Origin of the sequence: Sorangium sp. So ce1504 (assembly GCF_051521635.1) — a bacterium.
In the GTDB taxonomy this organism is placed as follows: Bacteria; Myxococcota_A; Polyangia; order Polyangiales; family Polyangiaceae; genus Sorangium; species Sorangium cellulosum_B.
Map to the genome: position 1 here is coordinate 7266851 of NZ_CP150365.1, position 20442 is coordinate 7287292.

The window sequence follows — 20442 nt, forward strand, 5'->3', positions numbered from 1 at the left end:
ACCGAGGCGCGCCCTCGTCCGAAAGCGCCTCGTCAGCCTCGCCCCTTGCGCTTCTTCTCCGCGGCCTCCGGGGCGCGGCCCTCGGCCCCGCTCGCCTCTCCGCGCTCCCGCGCGGCCGGCTTGGCCCCTCCGCGGGTCGCGTCGCCTCGCGGCGCCGGCGCGGCGTCGTGGGCGCTGTCGCCCTTGTCCTGCGCGGCGAGCGGCTCGCCGGCCGCGACGCGGTCCACCATGTCGGGCCGTATCCGCAGCTTGAGCAGGGCGCCAACGCGGAGCTTTTGGTCCGGCTCAATACGGTTATCGCGCGCGACGTCCTCGACGTCTATGACGAACTGCCGCGCCACGCCGATCAGCGTATCGCCGGGCGCGACGCGGTAGAGCATCACCTCGCGCGCGGACCGCGACTGCCCGCGCGCGGCGCGCGTCCGCAGCGGGGCGCGCGAGACGTCGACCGCGTCGTCGTCGGGCGAGCCCTCCGCGCCATCGTCGAGCGAGGACGTGGCCACGGGATCGCGCATCGAGCGCCGCTTGCCGAGCGCAGGCCGGTCGTCGTCGTCCACGTCCGTCTCCGCCGTCCGCTTCCGCGCGGGCTTCGGGAGCAGCGAGAGCAGGCTCTCGTCGTCCCGGCTCCCCCTCCGCGGCGCGAAGTCGCGTCCGCCGAGCAGATCGACCGGATCGAGGATCGACGCGTCGTCCGTGGAGAGCAGCTCCGTGGAGAGCATCGCGGGCAGGGCGGCCTGCGCTCGAGCGAGCGTGTCCGGCGGGAGCATCACGAGGAAGTCTCCCCGTCCGGGCGGCACGCGGTCCCCCAGGATGTCGGGGTTCAGCTTCCGCAGCGTCGAGGTCCCGACGCCGGCGGCCTTCGCCAGCGTCTTGAGCGGCGTCCCCGGGGACACCGCGATCTCGGCGGCGTCGATCGGCCGGCTCACCGCGACCTCATCGAACCCGAACCGCTCCAGGTTGTTCGCCACGATCGCCGCCGCCCCGATCTTCGGCACGTACGCGGCCGTCTCCGAGGGGATCGCCTCCTGGCGCGCCAGCTCGTTGAAGTCGGACGTCCCGTAGCGATCGATGCGGTCGAGCAGCTGCTCGTAGCCCATGTTGTAGGCCGCGAGCGCGAGGTCCCAGCTGCCGAAGCGCAGGTAAAGATCGCGCAGGTGGTGAGCCGCCGCCTGCGTGGCGAGGCGCGGGTTCTTCCGCTGGTCGAGGTGCCGCGTCTGCTGGAGCCCGTAGACCGCGCCGGTGGCGGGCATGAACTGCCAGAGCCCGACGGCGCCCGCCGGCGATTTCGCCCGCGGATCGAAGCCGCTCTCGATCATGGACACCCAGATGAGATCCTCCGGAAGCCGTCGTTCCCTGAGCTCGGCCTGGATCATCTCCTGGTAGCGCCCGCTCCGCTTCAGCCACGTCTCGAACATCTGCCGCCCGCGGTCGGTGCGCGTGAAGAAGCGGACGTACTTCAGGGTGCGGCGCGACACGGCGAGCCGGAGGTCGGGCAGCTGCAGCTTCGAGAGCGCCTCGGCGCCGGCCGAGTCGAGGTCGTCCACGTCGTCGGCGTAGCTGCCTTCGGCCGAGAACGCGCGCGGCGGCCGCGAGAAGCTCGGCCGATCGAGCTCGCACGCGGCGCCCTCCCGCGCGTCGCGCCCCGCCGCCTCGCGCAGCCGCCCCAGCTCCCGCGACTCGCCCCCCGGCGGCGCTGCCGGGCCGTCGAGCCCGCGCGCCGGCGCCGCGTACGGCGGCGGCGCCGCGGCGAGCGCCCCGACCGGCGCCGTGGCCCGCGCTGCCCCCAGCTGGTAGGTCGATACCGCCGACTGGACCGACGTGATCGCCGACTGGGGCGCCGCCATCCCGACCCCGTAGCCAAACGCCAGGGCCGAGACCAGGGGAGGGATCTTGTGGACGAGACTCATTGGTGTGTGGTTTAAGGTCGCACCATGTAGGCAAACCGGTCAACAAACCGGCCGGCCCGGGCGAGCCGGGCTTGGCGCGCTGCTGGGCGGGCCGGCCTCGGCGCCCTCTCCCTCTCGGGCTTCGACGTGGCCTCTGGGTGGGCTGCACGCAGACTGGCGGGCCGCATGGTGCGGATGGACGTCAGGCACTCCCGTCCGGCGGAGCGGGTCTGCTAGTCTGCACCCATGCCGGCGGCGCTCTCGGCCCGCGTGTCCGACACCCAGGCCAACCAAAGCTTCGACGTTTCGTTCGAGCGCTTCCCTGTCCGGATCGGCAGGAATCAGCTGAACGACCTTCACATCGACCGGCCCTACATCTCCCAGTTCCATGCGGCGGTGGACGTCCGCGATCGCCGGATCTTCGTGCGCGACCTCGGCTCCACCAACGGGACGATGTTCGCGGGGCACCGGCTGGCGCGCGATACCTCGGTGGACGTGACCGGCCAGCCGGAGATCACGATCGGCCCGATCCAGATCCGGCTCGCGATCATCGAGGCGCCGCTGAAGTCCGAGAGCCCGAACGACGGCACGCTGCTCGGCACGGGCGGAGACAATCTCTCCGCGCTGATCAGCCCGCAGAAGCGCGCCGCTCCCGGCGGTGAAGACCCCTACCTGCGTCAGGTGGTCCCGTACCTGGAGGCGTACCGGACCGCGTGGGCCGCGGTCTACCGGATGATCTGGGATCACCTCGCGCGCCTCCCGCCCGACGCGCGCCAGAGCTACTTGCGCCGGCTCGGCGAGGAGCACCCGAGCGTGCTCGCGGAGCGGGACTTTCAGAAGATCTCTCAGTACTACGGCGTGGACTACCGCACGCTCGGCGAGCTGGCCCCCGCGAACGCGGCGTTCGCAGCGCTCTCCGAGCTGGCGGGCGCCCTCGCGCCCGGCGCGAAGCCCCCGGACGACGTCGCGGGCATCGTCAACTTCGCGCGGCGGCTCCGCGACACGATGGACGTCTTCCTGAAGTGCTTCGTGAGCTTGCGCGACGGCTACCAGGAGTTCGAGGCCGAGGTGCTGGCGCGCGATCGCTCCGCCGAGACGGACAAGGTCGCGAACGCGCAGGACGCGAAGGAGCTCGGCACGGTCCTGCTCACGCCGGTCGGGGGCCCGGACGCCGCGCGGCACCTCCACGAGATCTTCGTGGATGTCATGAGCCACCAGATCGCGCTCCTGAACGGCGTGATGGGGGGCGTGAGGTCGCTGCTCGTGAAGCTCTCCCCGAAGACGCTCGAGGAGAAGCTCGAGCGCGCGGGCAAGAAAGGCGGGCTGTTCTCGAACAAGTACGAGGAGCTCTGGAAGCTCTACGAGCGCCGCCACGGCGACTATTCGGGGGAGGACAAGGAGACTTTTCGGGAAATATTTGGCGAGCAGTTCTCTCGGGCGTACGCTGCGACCGCCGCAGAGGACTATGGGTCGTCCGGCGAGTCGGGAGGCCGGAGCATCGTCCGCTTCCCCGGCTCTGGGAATCCGAACAAACGCTAGCGCCCCAAAACGGCGGGGCTTCGCGCGGCGAGCCGCGCCTTGGGCTCGCCGATCTTCGCCGAAGGCGCGGCCGAACGCGAGGCGTCGTTCATGCGAATCAGGGAGAAAGTCGTAGCAGCAGGTTGTCTGGCCGTCGCCGCGTGCCTCCTCGCCCCGCGCGAGGCGGCCGCGCAGACGACGGTCCAACGCGATAAGAACTGGGCCACGGTCTCGGACGTGAGCCTCGTGCTGGGAAGCTCCGTCGTTTTCCTGATGCCGCGTGTCTATTACAGCGATCCCGAGGCCACGGTCGGCTGGAAAGGGCGCTGGCATTTCTCGGTCATGGCGCCCGCCATGACGATGACCGCGCTGACGCTGCTCGTGGACCTGCCGATCAAAAACGCGCTCGAGTCGACGCGCCCTGGCTGCTCGATCGACGAGACGAACGCGGCGGTGTCCGACTCGGGCTGCGAGTCGTTCGGCGGCCCGTCGACGCACGCCTTCGCCTCCTGGGGCGCGACGGGCGCGGGCACGGGCATCTTCGTGGTCGACACGTTCCGCTACTCGTCCGGCCGCTTCAACGCCGGCGCCTTCATCGGCAATGTGGCCTTCCCCCTCACCGCCTCGGTCGTCACCACCATCGCCCGCGGCGTCGCCCCCGGCGACACGCGGCCGCACGAGAACGCCGGTCAGATCGCGATCGGCGGCGTCACCGGCTTCCTGAGCGGCCTCGCCGTCGGCACCGCCTACGCGATGCTCCAGCGCCCGAACTGCGGCTACGGCAACGCGCTGTTCTGCTGGTAGCCGCCTCTCCGGTACGCCTCCTCCCCTCTCCGGCAGGCCTCCCTCCTCCCCTCGCCAGCAAGCCTCCCTCCGCTCGCTGGCGAGCCTCCCTCCGCTCGCTGGAGCGGCCAGGGGTCGTAGGGGGAGCGCTGGGGGCAGCCCGAGGTTCGAGCAGATCACGCGCGCCTCGTCCGCGCCATGCGCGGGCGAGACGCGCGTCCTGCGGGTCCGGCGGCCCCGCCCGCCCCCGCGCTCCGCCCCCCCGGCCTCGGCTGCTGTTCTAGTCCTGTCCGACGACGCGCTCCCAGAGCGGATCGTTCGACGAGAAGAGCGTATCCCGCTCCACCCGGAGGAATCGCTGGAACTCGACGCGGCGGAGCTCGCGGTCGCTGTCGCGGTTGCCGTCGTCGTGCTTCACGATCTTCACCCGCACCTGCTCGAGCAGCTGAATGCCGTTCGGTTTGTAGGAGACGTCGGTGCGCAGCACGTAGCGGGCGTAGAGCCCGCGCTCGGTGACGGAGGGCACCACCGCCGTCCGCTCCAGGTCGACGGACGCCGCCTCGATCAGCCGCCCCCTTCGCGCAAGGTAGAAGTGCGCTCGTTGTCGGCAGTCGTCGGGATCGGGGCAGTCCTTCGTCTCGGCCACGACGAGGTTGTCGTTGCCGAGGCGCACCGGGGACAGCTTGGTCCCCTTCGCGGGCGCGCGGAAGCTGCCGACCCCGTAGACATCAGCGCGATCGCCGGCCGCTCGCACGAGCGCGACGAGGCCGCCCTCGTCGCCGTTCTCGAACTTGAGGACGCGCACCCACACGGCGCGAAGCCCCTCCGGCCCGGAGCGGATCTCGACCTCGTCGGGGTCGATCTTGCGCGGCCAGCCGGACTTGGAGATGCCGCCGCGCAGGGTCTCGTTGGCGAACACGTAGTGGCCGGTACAGTCGACGTCGGTCGGCCCGATCCCGCGTTCCTCGCTGTAGCCGGGAATGACGACGCTCAGCCACTGGTCTGGGTCGAGGGTGCGGACGGCCGCCTTGCCGCCCGCCCCGCGCTTCGCAGGCGGCAGCTGGGTCGTGCACACCGGGATCGGATTCTGCTTGCGTGTCTGGAGCTCGCCGTGTGGCTGCTCTGGGTACGATCCGCAGCCCGCGAGGGCGGCGGCGAGCCCCAGGCCGACGACGGAGCCGAAGCGAACGATGCTCACGCGCTCTTCGTATCATGCAAGGCGTCGCCAAGGCGAGTTCGCGACCTAACGCCCTGGCCGGCCAACGGCCATGGCCGGCCAACGGCCGTGGCCGGCCAGCTCGCCTCGTTCTCCGTGTCGGCGGTCGCGCGCATGCCAGATCACGCCGCCGCCCCGCGCGTCGTCACGTTCCCCACACGCCCGCAACGCGATGGACACGCCCGCGTCCTCTTATGGAAGCGCTGGCTTCGCGACGGAATATTGCGCGCCCTCAGGAACCAAACGCGAACCAAACCCCAACGAAAAGCGAACCGAATGCCAAGAAACCCGCACCGCTCCCGGACACAAAAGTCTTGACGCTCCCAAAGAGGGAGTTACCTTCTGGACTCCCTGAGACGAACAGGGGTAGAGATACGATAAGAGTCTTATCTCTGCGTCTCTGAACTCCTAGTCCCGACGGAGCGCACCGTCTGCCAGCGCGCAATGGGGCGTAGACTGAGCCCAGGCGGCGAGTTCTTGAAGGAAGAGGCATTTGATCATGGCGTTGCAAGCTCACCTCGTTTTGAAGGGCGTTACCCAGGGCCCGATCGATGGCTCGGTCACCCAGAAGGGTCGCGAGAAGTCGATCGCTGTCATCTCGGTGCAGCATCAGGTCGTGAGCCCGCGTGACCCGGCGACCGGGCTGCCCAGCGGCAAGCGCCAGCACAAGCCCTTCGTGATCACGAAGGAGCTCGACAAGGCAACCCCCCTTCTTTACAACGCCTTGGTCAACAACGAGAGCATCTCGGAGTGGACGCTCAAGTTCTACACGCCGGGCACCGCGGCGTCGAAGAACGTCGGCAAGGAGCAGAACCACTACACGGTCAAGCTCACGAACGCGACGGTCGCGAGCATCGACTTCCACATGGACAACACGCGCGGCGGGGACGGCGCCAAGGATCGGCCGGAGTACGAGCGGGTCTCCTTCACGTACCAGAAGATCGAGTGGTCGTTCGATGACGGCGACGGCGCGCGTCAGGCGGACGATGACTGGGAGACGCCGCAGGGGTAGTACCTAGCTGCTGAGGTCTCGTCGCACCGGGCGACCTTCGGGTCGCCCGGTTGCGTTTGTCGTCCTGACGTTGGGGCATCAGGGTTCCTCAAAATCAGGCATGGCCATCACGCGCAGCAAGCTCAGAATGTTGGCATGCCCCTCAGCGCCTACCTCAGACTCGTCGGCGAAAGACAAGGGGAAATCAGGGGCTCCGTCACCCAGAAGGGGCGAGAAGGTAGCATCCTCGTCACCGAGGTGTTCCACTCGCTGGTGGGGCCGCGCGACCCGGTCACCGGGCGCCCGACGGGCAAGCGGATGCACAAGCCCTTTATCGTCACGAAGGACCTCGATCGGTCCACGCCGCTCCTCCTCAGCATCCTCAGCCACAACGAGAGCATCCCCCGCTGGGAGCTCCAGTTCTACAGGTCGATCGCGATCGGCGTCGAGAGGCCTGTCTTCACGGTCCAGCTCACGAACGCGAACATCTCGAGCATCCAGTTCCACATGCTCAACGTGAGGAACCCGGGGCAATCGCGCCTGCCCGAGCAGGAGGAGGTCGCGTTCACGTACCAGAAGGTCGTCTGGACCTGGAACGACGGGGGCGTCTCCGCGGAAGACGACTGGCTCACCCCGCGCTGAGCGGGCGGGCTTCCGCTCGAGGCGCGAGCTGAGCTACGATCCCGCCGTGGCCGGCGCCTCCCTCCTCACCCGAATCGCGCACGCGGCCGACCCGCACTCGACGGAGCGGCACACCTACCGGGATCACGACCTCGAGTCGGCCATCCTGACGCACCTCGGGCACATGCTGAACACCCGCCAGGGGAGCTCGCTGACCTGCCCGGACTACGGCCTCATGGAGGTCTCGGAGGTCCTGCATGAGTTCCCCGAGGCGATCGGCCTGGTGCAACGCTCGCTCAAGAACTGCATCCAGACCTACGAGCCGCGGCTGAAGAACGTGCAGGTCCGGCACCTGCGCACCGACACCATCCAGTCGATGGTCCTCGAGTTCGAGATCACCGCGCAGATCCACTTTCCCGATGGCCGGCGGCAGGCGCTCCGGCTCGGCGCTGCAGTGGACCAGAGCGGCAACGTCCGGATGACGTAGCCCCCGCCCGGCGGCCTGGCTCACGGCGGTTGACAGCTTTCGGCCCCGGCGGTCGACTGGCGGTGGCGAGAGGATGTTCAACAAATACTACCAGGACGAGCTCACCTACCTGAGGGATCTGGGGCGCGAGTTCGCCGCCGCCTACCCCGGGATCGCGCCCATGCTCGCGGAGAAAGGCGGGGACCCCGACGTCGAGCGCCTGCTCGAGGGCGTCGCGTTCCTGACCGGCAAGATCCGCCAGAAGCTCGACGACGAGCTCCCCGAGGTGATCCACTCGGTCGCGTCGCTGCTCTTTCCGCACTACCTCCGCCAGATACCGGCGACCTCGATCATCGAGTTCACGCCGCTCCCGAACGTGGTGCGCGAGAAGCTCGTCGTCGCTCGGCACGCGGAGGTCGGGTCGGTGCCGGTCGACGGCGTCTCGTGCCGGTTCCGCACGACCCAGGACGTCGAGCTCGTCCCGCTCGCGGTGGAGGACGTGCGCGTCGACACGGGCGCGCAGCTCGCGCAGACGCTCCGCATCGAGCTCCGCCTGACCGGCGGCGCCGCGCTGTCGGGCCTGTCGCTCTCCTCGCTGCGCTTCTACATCCACGGCGAGCGCAGACTGCAGGACGACCTCCGCCTCTGGGTCGGGGCGCACGTCGACACCGTCGCGCTCGCCGCGGTGGACGCCGCGGGGCGCGACACGACGATCGCGTCGCTCCCGGCGCGCGCCGTGCGGCTCACCGGCTTCTCCGATGAAGAGTCGCTGATCCCGTACCCGAAGACGGTCTACCCGGGATTCCGGCTCCTGCAGGAGTTCTTCACGCTCCCGCAGAAGTTCGCGTTCTTCGAGGTGACCGGCCTCCAGGCGCTCTCGGCGGAGCGGATCTCCGACCGGTTCGCGATCCTGCTGCAGTTCAGGGACGGGCTCCCGCCGGGGACGCGGATCGGCAAGGAGAACATCCGGCTGTTCTGCTCGCCGGTCGTGAACCTGTTCGAGCACACGAGCGATCCGATCAAGCCCGAGGCCACGAAGCACGAGTACCTCTGCCGCCCGGCGGGCGCGGCGCCCGCGGCCTTCGAGATCCACAGCATCGACAAGGTCGTCGGCATCGCCCGGCGCACGAGCCAGCGCGTCGAGATCCCCTCGTTCTTCAGCTTCCAGCACGAGCTCGATCCCGAGGCCGCCGCGCGGACGATCTTCTACCAGGCGCACCTCCGCCCGGCCGCCATCGGCGACGGCATCGACATGTACCTCTCGTTCGGCTCCCCGCAGGACGCGGGGGCCCTCCCCGAGTTCGACGTGATCAGCATCGAGGCGACGAGCACGAACCGCCGCCTGCCGGCGCAGCTGAAGCTCGGCGACCTCAGGGTGCCGACGGCGACCTCACCCGCCGTGGCGAGCTTCACCAACCTCACCGGCGTCACAGCGCCGCTCCCGCCGCCGCTCGGGCGCGAGCTGCAGTGGCGCGTGCTGGCCCACATGGCGATGAGCTACCGCTCGATCACCGAGCTCGAGGTGCTCCGGGCGACGGTCGATCTCTACAATTTCCAGGCGATCGTCGATCGTCAGGCGGCGCGCGCGAACCAGCTCCGCCTGGCCGCGATCAAGGCGATCCGGGTGCGGCCGACGGATCGGCTGTACCGAGGGGCGCCGGTGCGCGGCGTCGCGGTCGACATCGAGCTCGACGAGGGCGGGTTCGTCGGCGAGGGGGAGATGTACCTGTTCGCGAGCATCCTGAACGAGATGCTCGGGTCCTACGTCTCGCTGAACTCGTTCACGCAGCTGACGGTCACCGGCACGAATACACGCGTGGTGCACAAATGGGACCCGAAGAGCGGCAGCCTGACGCTGATCTGAAGCCGGCTGCGCCGAGAGGCGCCGCGAGCGCCGACCCCGTCGCGCTGGAGACGCTCCGGCGCTTCGCGGATACCGCGCCACGCTTCTCGTACTACCGCCTCATCTACCTGCTCGAGCGGCTCTTCCCTGCCGCGCCGCCGGTGGGTCAGCTCGGGCCGGTGCAGGACGAGCGCATCCGGCTGCGCGGCGACCCCTCGCTCATCTTCGCCTCGAGCGACGTGAGCGAGCTCGCGCCGGTCAAGGCCGCTGACGGCGTGGAGCGCGCCCGCGTCTCGACCACGTTCCTCGCCCTGTACGGCTCGGTGTCGCCGCTGCCGGCGTACTTCATCGAGCAGATCGCGCAGGCCGACTACCAGGGCGGCCCGCAGCCGATCCGCGAGCTCCTCGACGTCTTCCACCACCGGCTCCTGTCGCTGCTCTACCGCGCGTGGACGAAGTACCGCCTGCCCGTCACGTACCGCAAGCAGGGCGCCGATCCCTTCTCGCGCCGGATGCTCTGCGCGGTCGGCGTCGACGGCTTCCGCGGCTACGAGACGCCGCTCGATCGCTTCTTCTTCCTCCGCTACGCGTCGGTCCTCGCCTCGAAGTCGCGCTCGGCGAGGAACCTGGAGACGGTGCTGTCCGAGATGCTCGGCAACATCGACGTGAAGATCGAGCAGTTCGTCGGTCACTGGACGAAGATCGAGAAGCCGTTCAGGAACAAGCTCGGCGTGATGAACCATCAGCTGGGCGAGAGCCTGACCCTGGGGCGCTACGTGTTCGACGGCTCCGGCCGCTACAAGGTCGTGCTCGGCCCGGTGGGCTACGACGAGTACCTCTCCTTCTTGCCCGGAGGTCGACGGCAAGATCTGGTCCGCGGCGTCATCGAGACGTTCACGCCGGGCATCCACGACGTGATGCTCGAGATCCACGTGGACACGGAGGAGGCGCCGCGGTTCCAGCTCGGCTCGCCGCGCGCCGCGACGCTCAAGCGCACCGCGTGGATCGGCGGCTCTGCGGCGGAGCGGCTCGTGATCACGATCCCCCTCGACGACAAGCACCTCGCGGGCGGCGACGACGAGGACGACGACGATCGCGGCGAGCCCCCGCCGATGTGACCCAGGCCGCGGGCCGCCGGGAGGCGCGGCGGCGCTCGCGCCGTGGACTCGCCCTGCGCTCAGTAAACGGTGAGGCTCTGCAGCGCGGCCGAGATCTCGTCGGCGTTCGCGTCGACGTTCTCGTGGTGCACGATCTGCACGAGCAGGATGCGGCGGGGGCTCCGGAGCAGGATCTCGTGGGCGAAGGCATCCGAGATGGGCTTCGACGGGATCTTCGCCTTGACGAGGTAGCTGCGCCCCTGCGTGTTCGCCGTGGCCACGGGCGCGCGGCCGGAGAGGATCTCCGCGCCCTGCTCCTCGAGATCCGCCTCGTAGCGCTTGAGCACGTCGGGCCACGGATCCTCGGGGCTGTCGATGCGCTCGTAGATCGAGAACAGGAACTGCCGCGGGGACTGGTACGTGATGAAGCGGCGCTCGGGGGTGTAGTCGGCGCCGCCGACGTTCCAGTCCATCGGGCGGCTCATGCGGACGTCGCCGTTCATGAGGCCCACGCCGATCCTGCGCGGCACCCGGTCCGTCGCCGGCGCGTCGAGCGGCGGGAAGTACACCTCGAAGCTCGAGTCCTTGCTCAGGGAGCCGGCCGCGCCGTGGAGGTAGAAGACGTCGTCCTGCTTGGGGGCGGTCGGGGAGCCGCCGCAGCCGGCGAGCAGCGCGATCGCGGCCACGGCGGCGCAGGCCACGCCCGCGCGCCCCGCTCCGGCGGCGAGCGGACGGCGGGCGCGGAAGGCGGGGACGTGCGCGAGCATCGGCATTCCGAGGTGCCTCATCGGGGGGAACTCTAGGCCAGCGAGGGCACGCCAGCCAAATGTTCGCCGAGGAGTTTGCCCTCGGGGTGCCCGGCATTGAATGATTGCCCGGCCCGGGCAGCGCTGCGCCCGCCGATCGAGGCGGTACCCCGTGCCGCGAGAGAGACATGTCCAACGAAAGCAAACCGAGTCGCAAGGGCGAGCCCGCCGGAGCACCGGCGGCGAGCGCGCCGAGCCCCCCCTCCACCAGCACGAGCCAGGGCCACGAGCGTCCGGCGCCTGGCCGCCGCGCGCCCCGACGCCCCGCGCTCGCGGCAGCCTTCGCGCTTGCGCTGGGGGCCCCGGCGTGCAGCGGCATCGACGCCGGCGTGGAGTACCCGGACGATCTGCCCGCGATCGATCGGTACCTCTTGACTCCCGAGAACGGCCCCGAGGCGCCGCTCGCGCTGGGCGAGTTCAAGATCGGCCCCGAGACGTGCAGCGGCGTCGACACGCACCCGGTCACACAGAAGCTCTCGCCCGAGGATCTCAGCCGCTTCCTCGCGGCGCAGGGCGCCGGGAGCATCACCCCGAAGCTGGCGAGGTCGAACCTGTACTGGTTCGACTTCCCCGCGCGCGACAAGTCGTTCGTCCGGCTGCGCCTTGCGGTGCTCGAGGACTCCAAGCACGCGACGCAGGATCTCCACGACGCGGTGCTGCAGCACGGGCCGGGCTGGTGGGGCGTCCGTCGCTCGAACCTCGCCGTGCTCGCGCCGAAGGCGAATCTGAGGGAGGCGATGGCGTTCGCCATCAAGTACAAGCTCGTCTGCTGGGGGGTCTTCACGTACGCGGCCAACGACGACGCGTACGTCGTCCCCGGGCCTTACGCCGAGCTGTGAGGGGAGCTGGCGGCGCGCGGGGCGGAGGCGCACGCCGCCGGCGCGCCGCCGACAGACCTCTGCGAAGCTGGCCCACGCTCGGGGAGAACGCGTAGACTGCGCCCATGCGCCGTTACGTCTTGCTCGCCGCCGCCGTCGCCCCGATCCTCGCCGTGACCGCAGCCGTCTCCGTGCCCGGCTGCAGCGAGGAGTTCGAGAACATCTGCGCGTTCCTCAACGATCCCGACAGCTGCTACCACGCGTTCCAATCTGAAACCGCGGCTGGGTGCTGGACGCCGGGCGCAGGAAACGGACCAAGCGGCGCCTTTGCGAGCCGCGACAAGCTTGATGTCTGCTTCCTCGATGAAGGTGGCCAGATCGTCTTCGATCCCCCTCTCGATATCGCAGCATTCCCCCCGAAGACAATGGCCTTCAAGCGCCTCGATCGGACGGCAGCGGAGTGCGGCTCTGTCACGTTCTCAGGAGAGTTCAGCTACTCCGTGACCGTCCAAGTGCCCTGCACCGCGGACGAGATAGATGGTGGCGTGGCGGAGTGCACGGACGCCGGCACCGATAGCACTATCAAGATCGGCAAGACGATAACCCTCGCGACTCCGGAGGGCAGGAGCACCCTCGACGTGAGCTGCACGGACGGGTCATCGCACCACTTCAATCGTGTCGACATCCAGGAGTGCGCGACGGAAGGACAAGACCAGCTGCAGCCTCGGGCCGTGCTCGAGGCGAGCGCGGGCAACCAGCCCCCGCCTGATGCCGACCCCACGATGACAGGCGATTACGCGGGCTCCGTCAAGCTCAACATTCACTATCCGCAGAGCAGCTCGATAGTGGAGTTCGAGAAGGGAAAAACGCGGGTGGAGCAACCGCCTGTCGTGGTCGAGTACTTCAACTGCCGTATCCCGGCTCCGGCGCCGCTCTGCTTCGACGGCGAGAAGGACGGCTTGGAGACCGACATCGATTGCGGGGGCACGCTCTGCACGAAGCGGTGTGAGGAAAGCCAGTCCTGTGCTCTGGACAGCGACTGCGCGACCGAGACGTGCAGAACCGACAGCAGCGGCTTCCTCAAATGCCAGGCAGCTGCCAGCAGCAGCGCAAGCGCCGCCGCCGGAGGCGGAGGAGGCGCTGGCGGCTCGGGCGGCTCGGGCGGCTCGGGCGGCTCGGGCGGCCAGTAGCCTCGCTCTCCGCTCAGGCGACCAGCACCTTCACCACGAACGTCGTGCTCCCGAGGCGCAGCCGGTCGTTGTCGCGCAGCTGCCGGCGCTCGCCCTGTCCGAGGCGCTGCTCGTTGACGAAGGTGCCGTTGCGCGAGCCGTCATCCTCGATGAAGACCTGACCCGTCGTCGGATCCGCGTGGATCGACGCGTGCCGTGAGGAGGCGCTCGCATCCGCGAGCCCGATCTCCGTCGCGGCGTCCGCCCCGGCGCGCCCCACCTGCGTCCGGCCGCTGTATATCGGCCAGAAGCTGCCTCCAGGATCGTTCTGGAACGTCACGATGAAGCCGACGAGGACACGCGCAGGCTGCGCCGACACCTGCGGCACCGCGCCCGAGACCGCCCCCTGGACGATCGGCGGCGCGACGATCGCAGGCGCCCTGGCCTGAGCGGCCATCGGCACCCCGCCCTGCATCATCGGCGGCGGCGCGACTGCGCCTCCCTGCACCATCGGCGGCGGCGCGACCAAGCCCCCCTGCACCATCGGCGGAGGTGCGACCGCCCCCCCCTGCACCATCGGCGGCGCGACCAGCCCCGGCGCCCCCGTCGGCACGACCATCGGCGGGGGCGCAACCATCTGCGGAGGCGCGCCGAAGACCGGCGCCGGCGCCACGGGCGGCTGCCCCATCGCGCCACCCATTGACGCGCCAGGCACCATGCCTGGCCCCGGTGCCCCGAGCGCCGGCTGGACCGGCGGGACGCCCGGCGCGTTCATCGGAGGAGACGCCGGCTGCGACGTGAGCCCCGCAGAAGGTGCCGCTCGGGCCCAGGGTGAGACCGGGAAGGGAGCTTCCCCGCCCGTCGAGAAGGGGACGCTTCCGCCCGGCGATGCCGGCACCGAGAGCCCGCCTCCCCCGACCCCGTAGGCCTGAGGAGGAGGCGGATAGGCGCCCTGCGCGCCCCCCGCCGCGTAGCCTGGCGACGCCGCGCCGCCGTAACCCGAGACGGCTGGCTGCCCTGGATAGCCCGGCGGGCCAGGCGGAGCATAGGCGCCAGCCCCCGCCTGCACCGGCGGAGGCGCGACCGGAACGGAGGCTCCAGGCGCTGCGCCCGCCACGCTCGTACCGCACATCGAGCAGGCAGCGTCGGTCTCCTTGAGCATCCACGCGCAGTTCGGACACGGCCTCATGCGATCTCGAGGCTACCGATTCGCTTGACATCCGTCGAGGCGAAAGCCGCCCGCAGGCGCGCACGCCGCGCAGCTCGGCGCGCGCTGCGCGGGCGATGCGATGCCGCTTCCACGCGCTGCAACGCGAGCGCGCCAAGCTCGCCGAGAGGCGGAGGCGTCCGTCGCTGCCGCGCGGGCGTCTTCACGAAAAAAGCACGAAAAAAGGCGCCGCGCGTTCAAGCCGCGCGGCGCCTCGGAGACAGGTCGCTCAGCGATCGCTGGCGACGGCCGTCATCAGTTGCTGGCGATCGAGCTCTTCTCCGACTTCTCGATCTCCTTCTTCTCGCCGTCCTTCGACTCCTCGGTCGCGGGCGCGGGCTCGGGCAGCCGCTCGAGCGCGGCCTCCAGGACCTGCTCCATCCGGCTGACGAAGAAGAACTGCAGCTCGTCCACGACCTCCTTCGGGACCTCCTCGAGATCCGCTCGGTTGCGCTCGGGGACGATGATGCGCTTGATGCCGGCGCGGTGCGCCGCCAGCACCTTCTCCTTCAGGCCGCCGATCGGGAGCACGCGACCGCGCAGCGTGATCTCGCCCGTCATCGCGACGTCGTGGCGGACCTTGATCCCGGTGAGGAGCGAGACGAGCGCCGTGAACATCGTCACGCCCGCGCTCGGCCCGTCCTTGGGCATCGCGCCGGCGGGGATGTGGATGTGCAGATCGCTCTTCTCGAGGAAGTCCTTCGCGATGCTGAACCTCGCCGCGTTGCTGCGGACGAAGGACAGCGCCGCCTGCGCCGACTCCTTCATCACGTCGCCGAGCTGGCCGGTCAGCTGGAGCTTGCCCGTGCCGTACATCCGCGTCGCCTCGATGAAGAGGATCTCGCCGCCGACGCTCGTCCACGCGAGGCCCGTCGCGACGCCGCTCTCGGCGGTGCGCTCCGCGACTTCGCTCGTGTACTTCGCCGGGCCGAGGAACTCATGCAGGTCGTCCTCGTTGTCGACGCGCCGCTTCTGCGTGTCGCCCTCGGCGACCTTCACCGCCACGCCGCGGATGACGCCCGCGATCTGCCGCTCGAGCGACCGGACGCCGGCCTCGCGCGTGTAGTGATCGATGATCTCCTCCAGCGCCTTGTCCGTGACCTCCAGCTGCTCGGTCGTGAGCCCGTGCTCTGACAGCTGCTTCGGGAGCAGGTGCTGCCGCGCGATCGCGAGCTTCTCCTTCCGCGTGTAGCCGGGGATCTCGAGGATCTCCATGCGGTCGCGGAGGGGCGGCGGGATCGGATCCGCCACGTTCGCGGTCGCGACGAACATCACGTGCGACAGGTCGTACGGGATCTCCAGGTAGTGATCCGCGAACGTGTTGTTCTGCTCCGGATCGAGCACCTCGAGCAGCGCCGCCGACGGATCGCCGCGGAAGTCGTGCCCGATCTTGTCGACCTCATCCATCATGAAGACCGGGTTGATCGTCCCCGACTTCTTCATGCCCTGGATGATCTGGCCAGGGAGCGCGCCGACGTAGGTGCGCCGGTGTCCGCGGATCGCCGCCTCGTCGTGCACGCCGCCGAGCGAGACCCGGTGGAACTTGCGGCCGAGGGCGCGCGCGATGCTCCGGCCGAGCGACGTCTTGCCGACGCCGGGAGGCCCGAGCAGGCAGAGGATCGGGCCCTTCTTGTCCTGCTTCAGCTTCCGGACCGCCAGGTACTCGAGGATGCGCTTCTTGACCTTCTCCAGGCCGTAGTGGTCCTCGTCGAGCACCTTGCGGACGCTGCCGATGTCGAGGTTGTCCTGCGTCGACTGCGTCCAGGGCACGTCGAGGATCCAGTCGAGGTACGTCCGCACCACGGTGTACTCGGCCGACCCGACCTGCATCGTGCGCAGCCGCTTCAGCTGCTTCTTCGCGACGGTCTCCGCCTCGGTCGGCAGGTTCGCCTTCGCGATGCGATCCTCGAGCCCGTCGAGATCGCCCTGATCGCCGTCGTCCTCGCCCAGCTCCTCCTTGATGGCCTTGAGCTGCTGGCGCAGCACGTACTCGCGCTGGTTCTTGCCCATCTCCTCCTTGATCTGGGAGTTGATGCGCTCGCGCATCTTCAGGATCTCGAGCTGCCGCGTGAGCAGCCGCAGCACCTTGCGGATGCGCTCCTTGACGTCGATCGTCTCGATGAGCTGCGCCTTCTCCTCGACCGGAGCGTCGAGGTTCGCCGCGACGAGATCGGCGAGCGCGCCGGGCGCCTGGATGGAGTCGATGAGCGAGCCCGCCTCGCGCGGGAGCTCCGGCATCAGCTGGATGACCTGCTTCGCGATGTCGCGCAGGCTCATCGCCAGCGCCTCCGCCTCGACGTCCTCCGTCGCCGGCTCATCCATGCGGCGGATCTTGGCGCGCAGGTACGGCGTGTGGGCCGTGACGCTATCGAGCCTGATCCGCGTGAGGCCCTGCAAGATCAACGAGTAGTTGCCCGAGCTGTGCTTCAGCGCCTTCAGCACGCGCGCGGCGCAGCCCATCGGGTACAGGTCCTCCGCCCCGGGATCGTCGGTCGACGGATCGCGCTGGGCGAAGATCGCGATGACCGGGCCGGGGAGGTTGTCGACATCCTCCACCAGCGCGACCGACTTCTCGCGGCCGACATCGAAGGGCGCGACGGCGCCCGGGAACAGCACCGCATTGCGGATCGGCAGAACCGGCAGCTCGTCGCCGAAGACGACCTCTTCCTCGGAGCGCGGCGGCATCGGCGGGTTCTTTTTCTCGGACATGGCGATCTCCTCTAGGCACCCGACCGGGGGAGGTAAACCCCTTCATCAACACGCAGCCGGGCCGCGCGGCCACCGCGCGCCCCGGTCATCTTGGCTTGCATCCAGACGGATGCGGATGGTGCAACGCGGAGCCCTGCTGGCAGCTCTTGGTGGAAGACAGCCCGCGAGGCTACGGGAACTCACCATAGACACGGCGCATGCCGCGTGCCACAGCCCTGGCCATTTTTTTGAATGAGGATACGCTGCCGGTGGTCAGCTCCGACTCCGACCTGCAGCGCTCGCTCGTCACGCTCGTCACCACGTGGCGCGCGCGGCGCGGCGCAGGATCCTCGGCGGCCGGGTCAACGCGGCGCGCGGAGGAGGCGCGCCTCGGCCTTGCCGCGCGCCGCGGCGAGGCCGAGGCTGCGCCCGGCACGGAGCGACACCCTGGCCCTCGCTGAACGATGATCGATCCCCTGCTCGGCCTCGGTGCGCTCGCGATCGCGATGCTCGGCCTGCCGGCGGCGCCGTCGCTCGATCCAGGGCCCAGCCCGGCGTGCCCGGCGGACATGCGGCTCGTCACCGGCACGCACCGCGACGAGGTGCAGCACGTCTGCGTGGAGCCGGTCAAGAGCGGCAAGGCGACCCACTGCTTCGCGTACTGGGAGGACATCACGGCCGAGGAGGGGCCGTCGACCGAGATCTCCGTGTGCATGGACCAGTTCGAGGCGCCGAACCAGCGGGGGGCGAAGCCGCTCGTCATGCAGTCGTTCGAGACGGCGACCGCGTGGTGCGCCGCGCGCGGCAAGCGGGTGTGCGCCGAGCAGGAGTGGGAGCTCGCGTGCGAGGGCCCCGAGCGGCGTCCCCTCGCCTACGGCTGGCGCGTGGACAAGGCGGTCTGCAACAGCGGCAAGGCCTGGCGGCCGGTCGACGAGCGGAAGCTCGGCGCCTCCGGCGAGGCGGCGCAGCGCGAGGTCGAGCGGCTCTGGCAGGGCGCGCCAAGCGGCTCCCATCCCGGGTGCGCCTCGACCTTCGGCGTCTTCGACATGATGGGCAACGTCGAGGAGTGGGTCGCCTCGCGCCGCGGCCGCCGGTGGCCAGGCGCGCTCATGGGCGGCTTCTGGGCCAAGCCGTGGACGGGCTGCCGCGGGACGAACGACGCGCACGATCCGAAGTTCGTGTTCTACGAGACCGGCTTCCGCTGCTGCGCCGATCCGCGCTCAGCGCCCCCTTCGCGCGGCGCGGCGGCGCCCGTGGCGGACGAAGAGCGCGGCGGGCGCCGAGCGCCCGGGCCCTGAGGCCGAGCCTCCACGGCGGCGCTCGCCGCGAGCGAAGAAGGCGGCACGACGGGCGCAGGTCCTGCTAGAAGCCAGGGCGTGCGCGCCCTGTTCTTCGGTACCCCCGCCATCGCCGTGCCGTCGCTCGAGGCGCTCGCGTCGATCGCGGACGTCGTCGGCGTCGTCTGTCAGCCAGATCGGCCGGCCGGCCGCGGGCTCGAGCTGAAGGCGCCGCCGGTGAAGGTGAAGGCGCTGGAGCTCGGCGTGCCCGTGGTGCAGCCCGAGAAGGTCCGCACGCCCGAGTTCGCCGCGTGGGTCGCGGGCGCCGGAGCGGACGTCGCGCTGGTGATCGCCTACGGGCGCATCCTGCCGAAGGCGGTGCTCGAGGCGCCGCGGCGCGGCTGCATGAACCTGCACGCGTCGATCCTGCCGCGCTACCGCGGCGCCGCGCCGATCACCTGGGCGATCGTCGGGGGCGAGGCCGAGACGGGCATCTCGCTGATGCAGATGGACGAGGGCATGGACACGGGGCCCGTCTACGCGGTGCGCCGGACGGCGATCGGCCCGGACACGACCGCCGACGAGCTCGCGATCGATCTCGGGGCGCTCGCCGCGCGCGTCGTGCGCGAGGACCTCCGCCGCGCGGTGGACGGCGAGCTCGCGCCGACGCCGCAGGACCACGAGGCGGCGACGCACGCGGCGCTCCTGAAGAAGGAAGACGGGCGCATCCGGTGGGAGCGGAGCGCCCGGCAGATCCACGACCACATCCGGGGGATGACCTCGTGGCCAGGCGCCTTCACGACGATCGACGGCAAGACGCTGAAGGTGCTGGCCGCGCATGTCGAGAGCGAGGCCGACCAGGCCGGCGCGCCGCCGGGGACCGTGGTGATGGCCGGCCGCAGCGTCGTGATCGTCGCCTGCGGCGCGGGCGCGATCCAGATCGTGCGAGCACAGGCCGAGGGGCGGAAGCCGCTCGCGGCGGCGGACCTCGTCGCCGGGCGGACGCTCCAGACGGGGATGGTGCTCGGTCGTTGAGCGCCCCGGGCGCCGTTCACGGCGCCCCGTCGATGAGCGCCGCCCGCGCCACGGCGCCCGGTCGTTGAGCGCCGCCCGCGTCACGGCCCGGCCGGGTGCCAGATCGTCTTCAGCTCGACGAACCGCTCGATCCAGCGGGGGGACGTCGCCGCCCTGTCGTCGAACCACTCCGCCTCGCCGAGCGATCGGGCGCGCACCCGCTTGACGCTGGCCGCGGCCGCCTCCTCGAGGCGCTTCGTCAGCGCCGCGTCCACGCCGTGCAGGTCGAGCGCGGCGACGTCCATGTGCGCGGCGAGGTGCGGCAGCACCTCCGCGAGCTGGCCGGTGAGGACGTTGACGACGCCGCCCGGGAGATCGCTCGTGGCGAGCGCCTCGCCGAAGACGAGCGCCGTGCGCGGATCCGCCTCGCTCGCGAGCACGACGCAGGTGTTGCCGGCGGTGATCACCGGCAGGAGAGCGCCCGCGAGGCCGAGCAGCGCCGGCCGCGGCGGCGCCGCGATGACGACGACCCCCATCGGCTCGGGCACCGTGAAGGTGAAGTGCGGGCCGGACACGGGGTTCAGGCTCGCGAAGAGGCTCTGGTACTTGTCGGCCCAGCCCGCATAAGCGACCGCGCGATCGATCACCGCCAGGACCTCGCGCTCGGCGGCGCCTGCGCCCTGCCCGCCGCGCTCGAGCGAGGCCGCGAGCTCCGCGCGCCGCGCCTCGAGCATCTCGGCGAGGCGGTAGAGGATCTGCCCGCGGTTGTACGCGGCGCGCGCGGACCAGCCGCCGAGCGCGCCGGCCGCCGCGAGCACGGCGTCGCGCCCGTCCTTGCGCGAGGCGCGCGGGATGTTCTCGACCGCCCCCGCGCCTCCGTGATCGCGCACCTGCGTGTACCTCCCGGACTCCGAGCGCACGAACGCGCCGCCAACGAACATCTTGTACGCCTTGCGCACGCCGACCCGCGCGCGCGCCTCGCCCGGAGGAGCGTCGAGCGCAGCCGCGCCGGCGCAATCCCCGATCGACGTGCACCCCTCGT

Annotated in this window: 17 protein-coding genes; 11 read left to right on the forward strand and 6 right to left on the reverse strand. The window is 70.4% G+C overall.

Going from position 1 to position 20442, the window contains the following annotated elements; all coding sequences use genetic code 11:
• Positions 1 to 32: 32 nt before the first annotated feature.
• The gene (locus WMF39_RS27285; RefSeq protein WP_437739413.1) at positions 33 to 1907 is read right to left on the reverse strand and encodes a transglycosylase SLT domain-containing protein; all 1875 of its coding nucleotides are present in this window, start codon (positions 1905 to 1907) and stop codon (positions 33 to 35) included.
• A 225-nt stretch (positions 1908 to 2132) separates the two neighbouring features.
• Between WMF39_RS27285 and WMF39_RS27290 the strand changes: the two genes are divergently transcribed.
• On the forward strand, positions 2133 to 3425 hold the full coding sequence (locus tag WMF39_RS27290; protein ID WP_437739414.1) for a type VI secretion system-associated FHA domain protein: 1293 nt from the start codon (positions 2133 to 2135) through the stop codon (positions 3423 to 3425).
• A gap of 90 nt (positions 3426 to 3515) precedes the next feature.
• Positions 3516 to 4208, forward strand: coding sequence for a hypothetical protein (locus tag WMF39_RS27295; RefSeq protein WP_437541430.1), 693 nt, complete (start codon positions 3516 to 3518; stop codon positions 4206 to 4208).
• A gap of 259 nt (positions 4209 to 4467) precedes the next feature.
• Here the strand turns inward: WMF39_RS27295 and WMF39_RS27300 are convergent, their stop codons facing one another.
• Positions 4468 to 5385, reverse strand: coding sequence for a hypothetical protein (locus WMF39_RS27300; RefSeq protein ID WP_437739415.1), 918 nt, complete (start codon positions 5383 to 5385; stop codon positions 4468 to 4470).
• Between the two features lie 517 nt (positions 5386 to 5902).
• On the opposite strand from WMF39_RS27300, the gene WMF39_RS27305 reads away from it, so the two are divergent.
• The 5 genes from WMF39_RS27305 to tssG all read left to right on the forward strand — a co-directional run bounded on the left by WMF39_RS27305 (position 5903) and on the right by tssG (position 10442).
• Entirely contained in the window at positions 5903 to 6415 is a 513-nt protein-coding gene (locus tag WMF39_RS27305; protein ID WP_437292882.1) for an Hcp family type VI secretion system effector, read from the forward strand.
• Between the two features lie 135 nt (positions 6416 to 6550).
• On the forward strand, positions 6551 to 7036 hold the full coding sequence (gene tssD / locus WMF39_RS27310) for a type VI secretion system tube protein TssD (protein ID WP_437739416.1): 486 nt from the start codon (positions 6551 to 6553) through the stop codon (positions 7034 to 7036).
• Positions 7037 to 7082: 46 nt separating this feature from the next.
• Positions 7083 to 7502, forward strand: coding sequence for a type VI secretion system baseplate subunit TssE (gene tssE / locus WMF39_RS27315; protein WP_437739417.1), 420 nt, complete (start codon positions 7083 to 7085; stop codon positions 7500 to 7502).
• A 73-nt stretch (positions 7503 to 7575) separates the two neighbouring features.
• Positions 7576 to 9345, forward strand: coding sequence for a type VI secretion system baseplate subunit TssF (tssF, locus tag WMF39_RS27320; protein WP_437541438.1), 1770 nt, complete (start codon positions 7576 to 7578; stop codon positions 9343 to 9345).
• On the forward strand, positions 9309 to 10442 hold the full coding sequence (gene tssG / locus WMF39_RS27325; RefSeq protein WP_437739418.1) for a type VI secretion system baseplate subunit TssG: 1134 nt from the start codon (positions 9309 to 9311) through the stop codon (positions 10440 to 10442). The genes tssF and tssG overlap by 37 nt, the downstream gene beginning before the upstream one ends.
• 59 nt (positions 10443 to 10501) lie before the next feature.
• Here the strand turns inward: tssG and WMF39_RS27330 are convergent, their stop codons facing one another.
• Entirely contained in the window at positions 10502 to 11209 is a 708-nt protein-coding gene (locus WMF39_RS27330) for a hypothetical protein (RefSeq protein WP_437292887.1), read from the reverse strand.
• Positions 11210 to 11355: 146 nt separating this feature from the next.
• On the opposite strand from WMF39_RS27330, the gene WMF39_RS27335 reads away from it, so the two are divergent.
• Positions 11356 to 12066 (forward strand): hypothetical protein, encoded by a 711-nt coding sequence (locus tag WMF39_RS27335; RefSeq protein ID WP_437739419.1) that lies wholly within the window; start codon positions 11356 to 11358, stop codon positions 12064 to 12066.
• 104 nt (positions 12067 to 12170) lie between these two features.
• Positions 12171 to 13235, forward strand: coding sequence for a hypothetical protein (locus WMF39_RS27340; RefSeq protein WP_437739420.1), 1065 nt, complete (start codon positions 12171 to 12173; stop codon positions 13233 to 13235).
• A gap of 13 nt (positions 13236 to 13248) precedes the next feature.
• On the opposite strand, the gene WMF39_RS27345 is transcribed toward WMF39_RS27340, so the two are convergent.
• On the reverse strand, positions 13249 to 14403 hold the full coding sequence (locus tag WMF39_RS27345; protein WP_437739421.1) for an FHA domain-containing protein: 1155 nt from the start codon (positions 14401 to 14403) through the stop codon (positions 13249 to 13251).
• Positions 14404 to 14676: 273 nt separating this feature from the next.
• Positions 14677 to 17130, reverse strand: a complete 2454-nt coding sequence (gene lon / locus WMF39_RS27350; RefSeq protein ID WP_437739422.1) for an endopeptidase La — start codon at positions 17128 to 17130, stop codon at positions 14677 to 14679.
• A 443-nt stretch (positions 17131 to 17573) separates the two neighbouring features.
• Between lon and WMF39_RS27355 the strand changes: the two genes are divergently transcribed.
• Positions 17574 to 18407 carry a formylglycine-generating enzyme family protein gene (locus tag WMF39_RS27355; protein ID WP_437739423.1) on the forward strand — a complete coding sequence of 278 codons (834 nt, stop codon included), beginning with the start codon at positions 17574 to 17576 and terminating at the stop codon, positions 18405 to 18407.
• Positions 18408 to 18485: 78 nt separating this feature from the next.
• Complete coding sequence (gene fmt / locus WMF39_RS27360; RefSeq protein ID WP_437739424.1) at positions 18486 to 19421, forward strand: methionyl-tRNA formyltransferase; 936 nt, start codon at positions 18486 to 18488, stop codon at positions 19419 to 19421.
• Between the two features lie 80 nt (positions 19422 to 19501).
• On the opposite strand, the gene WMF39_RS27365 is transcribed toward fmt, so the two are convergent.
• On the reverse strand, positions 19502 to 20341 hold the full coding sequence (locus WMF39_RS27365) for an aldehyde dehydrogenase family protein (protein ID WP_437748036.1): 840 nt from the start codon (positions 20339 to 20341) through the stop codon (positions 19502 to 19504).
• Positions 20342 to 20442 lie beyond the last annotated feature (101 nt).

Coding starts and splice junctions, on each gene's coding strand:
- WMF39_RS27285 (WP_437739413.1), bottom strand. CDS start 1,907: ATGAGTCTCGTCCACAAGATCCCTCCCCTGGTCTCGGCCCTGGCGTTT.
- WMF39_RS27290 (WP_437739414.1), top strand. CDS start 2,133: ATGCCGGCGGCGCTCTCGGCCCGCGTGTCCGACACCCAGGCCAACCAA.
- WMF39_RS27295 (WP_437541430.1), top strand. CDS start 3,516: ATGCGAATCAGGGAGAAAGTCGTAGCAGCAGGTTGTCTGGCCGTCGCC.
- WMF39_RS27305 (WP_437292882.1), top strand. CDS start 5,903: ATGGCGTTGCAAGCTCACCTCGTTTTGAAGGGCGTTACCCAGGGCCCG.
- tssD (WP_437739416.1), top strand. CDS start 6,551: ATGCCCCTCAGCGCCTACCTCAGACTCGTCGGCGAAAGACAAGGGGAA.
- tssF (WP_437541438.1), top strand. CDS start 7,576: ATGTTCAACAAATACTACCAGGACGAGCTCACCTACCTGAGGGATCTG.
- tssG (WP_437739418.1), top strand. CDS start 9,309: ATGGGACCCGAAGAGCGGCAGCCTGACGCTGATCTGAAGCCGGCTGCG.
- WMF39_RS27330 (WP_437292887.1), bottom strand. CDS start 11,209: ATGAGGCACCTCGGAATGCCGATGCTCGCGCACGTCCCCGCCTTCCGC.
- WMF39_RS27335 (WP_437739419.1), top strand. CDS start 11,356: ATGTCCAACGAAAGCAAACCGAGTCGCAAGGGCGAGCCCGCCGGAGCA.
- WMF39_RS27340 (WP_437739420.1), top strand. CDS start 12,171: ATGCGCCGTTACGTCTTGCTCGCCGCCGCCGTCGCCCCGATCCTCGCC.
- WMF39_RS27345 (WP_437739421.1), bottom strand. CDS start 14,403: ATGAGGCCGTGTCCGAACTGCGCGTGGATGCTCAAGGAGACCGACGCT.
- lon (WP_437739422.1), bottom strand. CDS start 17,130: ATGTCCGAGAAAAAGAACCCGCCGATGCCGCCGCGCTCCGAGGAAGAG.
- WMF39_RS27355 (WP_437739423.1), top strand. CDS start 17,574: ATGATCGATCCCCTGCTCGGCCTCGGTGCGCTCGCGATCGCGATGCTC.
- WMF39_RS27365 (WP_437748036.1), bottom strand. CDS start 20,341: ATGTTCGTTGGCGGCGCGTTCGTGCGCTCGGAGTCCGGGAGGTACACG.